General features: G+C 69.9%; 8 protein-coding genes. 7 read left to right on the forward strand and 1 reads right to left on the reverse strand.

Annotated elements, in window-relative coordinates:
* Positions 1-74 precede the first annotated feature (74 nt).
* Positions 75-1,442, forward strand: coding sequence for an MFS transporter (locus ACFW9D_RS16870; protein WP_384622713.1), 1,368 nt, complete (start codon positions 75-77; stop codon positions 1,440-1,442).
* A 35-nt stretch (positions 1,443-1,477) separates the two neighbouring features.
* A complete protein-coding gene (locus tag ACFW9D_RS16875; protein ID WP_384622714.1) occupies positions 1,478-2,764 on the forward strand; it encodes a BNR-4 repeat-containing protein in 1,287 nt (428 codons plus the stop codon).
* A gap of 29 nt (positions 2,765-2,793) precedes the next feature.
* Here the strand turns inward: ACFW9D_RS16875 and ACFW9D_RS16880 are convergent, their stop codons facing one another.
* Positions 2,794-3,606, reverse strand: a complete 813-nt coding sequence (locus tag ACFW9D_RS16880; protein ID WP_384622717.1) for a ribonuclease activity regulator RraA — start codon at positions 3,604-3,606, stop codon at positions 2,794-2,796.
* Positions 3,607-3,729: 123 nt separating this feature from the next.
* On the opposite strand from ACFW9D_RS16880, the gene ACFW9D_RS16885 reads away from it, so the two are divergent.
* The 5 genes from ACFW9D_RS16885 to ACFW9D_RS16905 form a co-directional block, all read left to right on the forward strand.
* The gene (locus tag ACFW9D_RS16885) at positions 3,730-5,040 is read left to right on the forward strand and encodes an alpha-L-fucosidase (RefSeq protein ID WP_384622719.1); all 1,311 of its coding nucleotides are present in this window, start codon (positions 3,730-3,732) and stop codon (positions 5,038-5,040) included.
* Positions 5,041-5,220: 180 nt separating this feature from the next.
* Positions 5,221-6,465, forward strand: a complete 1,245-nt coding sequence (locus ACFW9D_RS16890; RefSeq protein ID WP_384622722.1) for an ABC transporter substrate-binding protein — start codon at positions 5,221-5,223, stop codon at positions 6,463-6,465.
* Entirely contained in the window at positions 6,462-7,358 is an 897-nt protein-coding gene (locus tag ACFW9D_RS16895) for a carbohydrate ABC transporter permease (protein WP_384622725.1), read from the forward strand. The genes ACFW9D_RS16890 and ACFW9D_RS16895 overlap by 4 nt, the downstream gene beginning before the upstream one ends.
* 10 nt (positions 7,359-7,368) lie before the next feature.
* Positions 7,369-8,289, forward strand: a complete 921-nt coding sequence (locus ACFW9D_RS16900; protein WP_384622728.1) for a carbohydrate ABC transporter permease — start codon at positions 7,369-7,371, stop codon at positions 8,287-8,289.
* 43 nt (positions 8,290-8,332) lie between these two features.
* Positions 8,333-8,547, forward strand: a 215-nt coding sequence (locus ACFW9D_RS16905) for a hypothetical protein (RefSeq protein WP_384622731.1), incomplete at its 3' end; no start/stop codon positions are given.

Here is an 8,547-nt window from a genome sequence, read left to right on the forward strand (position 1 = left end):
TTCGCGCCGCAGCGGAGGGCGCACAGTGGCCGCCGCGTGCCGGACAGAGCCGCGCAGAAGGCAGGGTGAGCAACATGACCGACGAGACGACGCAGTACAGACCACGTCCTCGCGACGCGGAGGGCGCCGCCGGGGACACCGCCGGGGGCGCCGGCGACACGGGCCGGGAGGCCGATCCCGCCGGGCTGCGCAAGGTGATGGTGGCCGCGGGGCTCGGCCACTTCGTCGAGTGGTTCGACTTCGGCATCTACGGCACCCTCGCGGTGATCCTGGCCCACCACTTCTTCCCCTCGGGCAATCCGCAGGCCGAGCTCCTCTCCACCTTCGCCGTGTTCGGCGCCGGTTTCGTGATGCGTCCGCTCGGCGGCCTGTTCTTCGGCTCGCTCGGCGACCGGATAGGACGCCAGCGCACCCTGGCGATCGTCGTCCTCGCCACCTCGGCCTCCACGCTCGCGATGGGCCTGCTGCCCACCCACGCGACGGTGGGCGCACTCGCCCCCGCACTGCTCGTCCTGTGCCGGCTGCTCCAGGGGTTCGCGGCGGGCGGGGAGAGCGCCGGCGCGACCACGCTGCTCGCCGAGTACGCCCCCGAACGCCGTCGCGGCTTCGTCACCTCCTGGATCGACGCCTCCGGCTTCGCCGCGTTCGTCGCGGGCTCCGGCATCGTGCTGCTGCTGTCGGCCGCGCTGCCCGGGGACGCCATGGACCACTGGGGCTGGCGCCTGCCGTTCCTGCTGGCCGCACCGCTCGGCATCGCCGGTGTGTATCTGCGCACGCGTCTGGAGGACAGTCCCGAGTTCCGCAAGCTCAAGAGCGAGGGCAACCAGTCCCGTTCCCCGCTGCGGGAGAGCTTCGCCACCGCCCGCACGGCCATGCTGCTGTGCACCGGGTTCATGCTCGTCAAGGCCGTCGGCCACTGGGCGCTGCAGACCTTCATGCCGGGCTATCTGCAGACCACGCTCGAGTTCAGCCGCGTCCAGGCCTTCGCCATCACCACCGCCGGTCTCTTCGTGGTGGCCGCCGCGGTGCCGTTCATGGGCGCGCTCTCGGACCGGGTCGGCCGCAAGCCGCTGCTGATCACGGGCTGCGCCGGGTTCGTGCTTCTGTCCTGGCCGGCGTTCTGGCTGCTCAGCCGCGGCAATGCCGTCCTCGCCGGGGTCGCGATGATCGTGCTCGGCCTGTGCATCGCCGCCTTCGACGGTGCCATCTCCGCGGCGCTCGCCGAACTCTTCCCCACCCGCGTGCGCTACGGCGCCATGGCCGTCTCCTACAACCTCGCCACGGCCCTGTTCGGCGGCATGACCCCGTACTTCGCGACCTGGCTGATCGGCGCCAGCGGCTACGACCTCTCCCCCGCCTTCTATCTGATGGTCGTCGCCCTCGTCTCCGGCGCCGTCGTGCTCCGAGCCCGCGAGACCGCGCCGCTGCGGCCCGCCGCCTGACCCCCCTGCCCACCCACGCCCCGAAGGAGTCAACCGTGCGCAATGTCGGCGCCCGCGCGTTCACCACGTCGGCCGCGGCCCTCACCGCCGCGCTCACGTTCGCCGCGACCGCTCAGGCCACCACCGCGACGACCGTGGTCGAGAAGGTCCCGTACGCCATGGACTCGTCGAACCAGGCCGCCTGGTGGACCCCCGCGGCCACCTACAAGGGCAACGGCGAGTACACGTACTTCGCGTTCAACGAACCCGGCACGACCGGGACCACGCACCGCCCGGCCGTCGCCCGCCGCGCCCCGGACGGCACCTGGAGCCGGCTCCCGCTGCTCAGGAGCGACGGAACGCAGGCCGAGTACACCGACGACAACGGCCACAACCAGCCCTCCGTCGCCCGCGACGGCAGCGGCCGGCTGCACGTCTTCACCTCCATGCACTGCGACACATGGCGCTACTTCCGCTCCGACGCGGCCGGCGGCGCCCTGACCGATCACGCCGGCGGACTGCCCGACCAGGGCGCCGGCATCACCTACCCCGTGCTGACGACTGCCCCCGACGGGGACCTGTACCTGGCCGCGCGGGTGGGCTGCGGTGCGGACCAGCGTCCCGGCAAGCTCTACCACTGGGACAACGCCACGGCGACGTGGAGCGTGATCGCCACGTTCGGCTCCGCCCTGAACCGTTCCGTCTACCCCGACGACCTCCAGGTCGACGCCGCCGGTCGCGTCCATCTCCTGTACGAGTGGTCGAAGGCCCCCGCGTCCGGCTTCCGCCACCAGCTCTCGTATCTCCGCTACGACCCGGCCACCGGGGAGTTCACCGACCACACCGGGGCCGCCCTCGCCGTCCCGACCACACCGGACACCTCGGACGTCCTCCAGGGCCTGACCGCCGGCGAGGAGTGGAGCACCGACAACACCGGGTACACCGGGCCCGCCGTGCAGAGCGCCAAGCTGACCCTCGACGGCTCGACGCCCAAGGTCGCCTTCCGCTACCGCTCGGCCGACAGCGCGGGCGACTTCCGGGTGTACTACGCCTACCCGAGCGGTGCCGGCTGGGCGCGGCAGACCGTGTACGCGGGCGGGCAGACCGCCGCCGCGATCGGCATCACCTGGGACGGGACGGAGGGCAAGCGCGTCTACTACGTGACCGCCGCGGGCGCCGACCGCGTCTTCGTGGCGACCGAGGCGGGCGGCGCCTGGACGTCGTCGTCACCCACGCCGGGCCTGACGGCGGACCGGCTCGCGGTGCGCCGGGACGCCGACGGGCAGGACGTGCTCTATCTGCCGGACACCGCCCACAACTCCCTCTACTACGCCCGCCGTTGAGGCCGGACCCGGTCCCGGGCGAGGCCGCCTCAGGTCGCGGGCTGCCGGCTCGCCAGATACTCCTCCAGGCCCTCGCCCGTGAGCGGGTAGTAGTCGGACAGGATCCCGCCCTCGTCGAGCCGGCGACGGGCGAACGCCTCGCGGTCCTGGTGCAGCAGCGCGTCGTCGGCCAGCGGGATCGCGCTGTGCTGCGGCACCACGACCGCGCCGTCCTCGTCGGCCACGATGAGATCGCCCGGGGTGACCAGCGTGCCGCCCACCCCGACCGGCACGTTGAACGCCGCGGGGAACAGCTCGGTCTGCGAGGCGTAGTGCGGTGTGACGCCCGTGCACCAGATCGGCACCCCGAGGGCCCTGACCCGGGCCGCGTCCCGCACCCGCCCGTCGACCACGATGCCCGCGCCGCCGCGCAGCTTGAAGTAGCGCACCAGCATGTCGCCGAGGCAGCCGGTGAAGTGGCTGCCGTGGGCGGACACCACCAGCACGTCGCCGGGCCGGATGGACTCGAGAACGCCCCACAGCGCCGTGTCGCGCTCGGCGTCCTCCTGCTCCGCCCCGTTGAACACGTCCTCCCGGCGCGGCAGGAACTGCAGGGTCACGGCGCCGCCGGTGACCTTGACGTCCGGCTCGCGGTGCAGCGGCACGGGGCCGTCGATGAAGGTCCGGGTGATGCCCATCTGATGCAGCTTCGCGCAGGCCGTCGCCGCGCTCACGTCCTCGAGCGCCTCCACCATGCGCGCGGTCGGCCGTGCGTAGGGCGCGGTGTGCACCGGCGCCCTCATCGACTCGTAGATCCGGGTCTCCCCCGTCGACGGCGTTCCTCGATCCCTGCTCGGGTTCATTCACTTGCCTCTCCGCGTGCTCCTCGCACGCAACGCCAGTGACAGCATCGCCTATCGATGGTAGATAACAGCCAATCGATTAGCGATGTCAATGCCATCAGTCAACGCCCTCAGGAGTCCTCCGTGCCCTCCTCGCCCTCCAGGCCTGACTCACCCTCCGGACCCCGCGCACCCGCCGGCTGGTTCGAGGCCGCACGCTTCGGGCTGTTCGTCCACTTCGGCCTCTACAGCCTCGCGGCGCGGCACGAGTGGGTGCGCAGCCGTGAGGCCATGTCCCAGCAGGCGTACGACCGTTACCTCGAGCATTTCGACCCGGACCTCTTCGACGCCCGGGAGCTGGCTCGGGCCGCGCGCAGGGCCGGGATGCGCTACGCCGTGCTGACCGCGAAGCACCACGACGGCTTCTGCCTGTTCGACTCGGCGCACACCGACTACACATCGGTGCGCGCCAAGGGCCGTGATCTGGTGGCCGAGTTCGCCGACGCGATGCGCGCCGAGGGACTGCGCGTCGGCCTGTACTACTCGCTGCTGGACTGGCACCACCCGGACTTCCCCGTGGACGAGCACCATCCGCTGCGCGGCACCGGAACCGCCGGCGAGCCGCGGGATCTGGCGCGCTACCGCTCGTATCTGCGGGCGCAGGTCAGGGAGTTGCTCACCGGGTACGGGCCCGTCGATCTGCTCTTCTTCGACTTCTCGTACCCCGGGATGGGTCCTGAGGAGTGGGGTGCGCGCGAACTGCTGGCCATGGTGCGGGAGTTGGCGCCCGGGATTCTCGTGAACGACCGGCTCGGCGTCCCCGGCGACTATGTGACGCCCGAGCAGTACCAGCCCGATCGCCCCGTGGAGCGGGACGGCGTCCCGGTGATGTGGGAGGCCTGCCACACCCTCAACGGCTCCTGGGGCTACGACCGCGACAACCACGACTACAAGGACCCCGCGCTGCTGGTGCGCATGCTGGTGGAGTCGGTCGCGTGCGGCGGCAATCTGCTGCTCAACGTCGGGCCCACGGGCCGTGGCGCGCTGGATCCGCGGGCGGAGGGCACCCTGCGGGCGATCGGCGAGTGGACCCGGCTGCACGGGCGGGCGGTGCACGGCGCGGGACCGAGCCCGTGCCGGGCACCCGCGAACGCCCTCTACACGCGGTCGGGGCGCCGCCTCTACCTCCATCTGCTCGCCTGGCCGCTGCGCCATGTCCACCTTCCGGGGATGGCCGGCCGGGTGCGCTACGCCCAGTTCCTGCACGACGGCTCGGAGGTAGCCTTCCACGAGATCGACGGGGCGCGGCACGAGCACAACAACCTGGCTCCCCCGGGCCGGCCGGCGGGCACGCTCACCCTGACGCTCCCGGTGGCGCGGCCCGATGTGCTGTTGCCGGTGGTCGAGTTGTTCCTCGACGAGGACCCGGGAAAGCGGTTGCCGCAGCACTCTTGAACATGCGCGGGCGGCCCCCCTAGCATCAGTAATCGATAGACGATTACTGGCTCGCGTGGCAGCCGCATCTCACATCCCGCGACCCTCCCCCCCCTTCGGCCGGACCCCTCGTACCACTCGTCACGAGCTCCGCCCGAACATGACCTATCGATTATCTACGACCGCAATGGAGCGTGTCCCATGAGAGCAATGTGGCGCCGGACCTGTGCGCTCGCCGTGGCTCCGCTGGTGATGGCGTCGGCCGTCGCCTGCGGCGGCGGGTCCGACCAGGCCGCGGAGGGCACGACCCTCCGCGTGATCGTCAACATCACGCCGAACCTGACGGAGAAGTACTGGAACGACCTCTTCGCGAAGTACGAGAAGGCGCACCCCGGCGTGACGGTCAAGCTCGAACTGACCGGCACGGTCGCGGCGGACGCCAAGCTGCGCCAGGACCTGGCCGCCGGCGACCCGCCGGACGTCGCACAGCAGATCACGCCGACCGCCGAGACGGCCTCGCTCTTCGCCGATCTGTCCGACCAGGCCTGGGCGGCCAAGACCCCGCTCGCCGACCAGTACAAGGTCGACGGCAAGCAGTACATGGCCGGGGTGGGCGAGCAGATCCAGTCCCTCGTCTTTTACAACAAGGCGGCCTTCGAGAAGGCCGGCCTGGACGCCACCGCGATCAGGACCATGGACGACTTCACCGCCGCCATGGGCAAGCTCAAGGGCGCAGGCTACGCGCCGCTACAGACGGCGGGCCAGTGGGTGACCGGCGGCCAGTTCTCGATGATGGCGGACGCGGGCGTGCTCACCGCCGACCCCAAGTGGACGGTGAAGCGCAACGCGAAGAAGACGTCGTTCGCGGGCAGCGGCTACCTCCCGTATCTCAAGGCGTACAAGAGCTGGATCGACAAGGGCTACCTCCAGAAGAGCGCCCTCGGTGTCACGTACCCGGACGGCCAGACGGCGTTCCTGAACGGCAAGTCGGCGATGTACATCATGGGTTCGTTCTTCGTGCCGGCCGCCGACGCCGCGAAGAAGAGCGACGACATCGGGGTGTTCACGATGCCGACCGACGGGGCGTACCCGTCGGGTCAGTTCGGCAACGTCTCGAACCCGTACGTCGTGGTGAACAAGTCGCCGCACAAGGCCGAGGCGATCGAGTTCGTGAAGTGGGCGACGACCGACCCGGAGGCCATCAAGAGCCAGCTCGCCTCCGACGCGAACCTGCGCCAGGGCTTCTCGTACCCGATGTCGAGCCTGGGCACATCGGTGCAGAAGATCCTCGACAAAGCACCGTCGGTGATCGTGAAGTCGGGTGAGAACCAGCCGGTCGCCGGGTTCAGCGACGAGCTCAACAAGCAGATCCAGTCGCTGTACACGGGCGCGTCCCCGAAGGCCGTCGCGGACGGATTGGACAAGTGGTGGGACTCCCAGCAGTGACCCGAGGTCGGCGGCGGGCTCGTGTCCGCGAGTCCGCCGTCTCCCTCGGCATGATGGGCCCGGCGGTCCTGCTCTACACGGTGATGACGGTCGTGCCGGTCGGCGTGGCCGTGTATCTGAGCCTGACCGACTGGGACGGCTTCTCGTCCGCCGCGTTCATCGGGTTCGACAACTACACGCACCTGTTCGACGACCCGAGTTCGACGGACGCCTGGTACGTGACCGGTCTGATCTCCGTGGCCGGCACGGTCCTCATGGTGGGCCTGGGGCTGGTGTACGCCCTCGCCCTCAAGGGGAAGTCGCGCACGAACTCGTTCTTCCGGGCGGTCGCCTACTTCCCGCACGTGATCAGCGCGCTGATCCTCGGCTATCTGTGGGCGGCGATCCTCGGCACGAACGGCGCCGTCAACAACACCCTCGCCAAGTTCGGCATCGAGCCGGTCGGCTTCCTCTTCGACGAGAAGTTCGCGCTCGTCTCGCTGATCGCGGTCATCGTGTGGGCGGGCTTCGGCTTCAACGTGGTGCTGTTCGTCGCCGCGCTGCAGACCGTGCCGGCCGAGCTCCTCGAAGCCGCCGCGATCGACGGCGCGAACAAGCGGCAGATCAATCTGCGGGTCGTGATCCCGATGATCGCGCCGGTGGTGACCGTGGCGACGGTGCTCGACCTGGTGGGGCTCATCCGGGCCTACGACATCGTGGTGAGCCTCACCGGCGGTGGTCCCGCCGGGTCCACGCAGACGTTCACGTATCTCATTCTCGCCCGGTCCTTCGAGGGCACCAAGGTCGGTTACGCGACCGCTCAGGCGGTGTTCCTGATGGTGGTCTCCGCCGTGCTCGCCCTCCTCGTGACGGCGCTGCGCAACCGGCAGGACCAGGCAGCGACGGGTCGGTAAGGAGCCGGTGGTGGTCGTAACAGAGGCGCTCACGACGCGAAAGGGCGACAAGCCGAAGGTCCGGCCGCCCGAACAGGACGACACGGTGCGGGCGGAGCGCGAGGGGACGCGCTCCCCGGTGCGCTGGGTACTGCTGAGCGTCCTGTTCGTCGTCATGGTCGTGCCGGTCTATCTGCTGGTCGTCAACGCGTTCAAGTCGCAGCAGGACATCCTGAACAACCCGTTCTCGATTCCCTTGTCCGCTCTGACCTTCGAGCACATGTCGGCGGCGATCAGCAGCCCGCAGTTCAACGTGATCGGCGGCTACGGGTTCACGCTGTTCCTGGTCGTGATCGTGGACGTGCTGTGCATCGCACTCGCGGGCCCTGCCGCGTACGCGATCGCGCGCAGCCTGAAGAAACGCACGCAGCTGGTGCTGCTGTACTTCCTCGCGGGTACGTTCATCCCGGGCGCGGCTGTGATCATCCCGGTGATCTATGTGCTGCGGGAGATCGGTCTCGCGAACACGGTCACCGGTCTGGTCGCGCACGACGTGGCGTCGACCCTGCCGGTGAGCATCTTCCTGTTCGTCGGGTTCATCCGCACGATCCCGGTCGACATCGACCACGCGGCGACGATCGACGGCGCGGGCCGCTACCGCACCTTCTGGACCATCATCTTCCCGCTGATGCGTCCGGCGGTCGTCACGGTCCTGATCCTCAACTCCATCGGGATCTGGAACGACTTCGTCTCCCCGCAGATCCTGCTCAGCCCGTCCTCCGGGCACTACACGGTGACGACGGCGATCTACGCCGGCATCAGCCAGTACTCGACGGACCTGACGAAGGTCTTCCCGAACCTGCTGCTCGCGGTCGCGCCCGTCGTCATCTTCTTCATCTACATGCAGCGCCACATCATCAGCGGACTCACGGTGGGCGCCGTGAAGGGCTGACCTCCGCGTTGTCCGCGTCGACCTCGGAAGAAAGGATCACGGAGTGTCCAGGAGATGGAGACATCTGTCCGCGGCCGCCCTGCTCACTGCGCTGACAGTGGTGGCGGGCGGGGCTCCCGCCGCCGCCCGGGGCGGGGGCGCCCCCCCCGCCCCTCCCCGCGGGGGCGCCCGGGCCCGCTGCCACCACCTCGCGGATCCGCTCGACCTCGCGGCCCAGTTCCGCCGGGTCGTCCGGGAAGTTCTCGTCGCGCTCCAGGA

It is taken from the genome of Streptomyces sp. NPDC059524 (assembly GCF_042749255.1).
Taxonomy (GTDB): domain Bacteria; phylum Actinomycetota; class Actinomycetes; order Streptomycetales; family Streptomycetaceae; genus Streptomyces; species Streptomyces xanthii.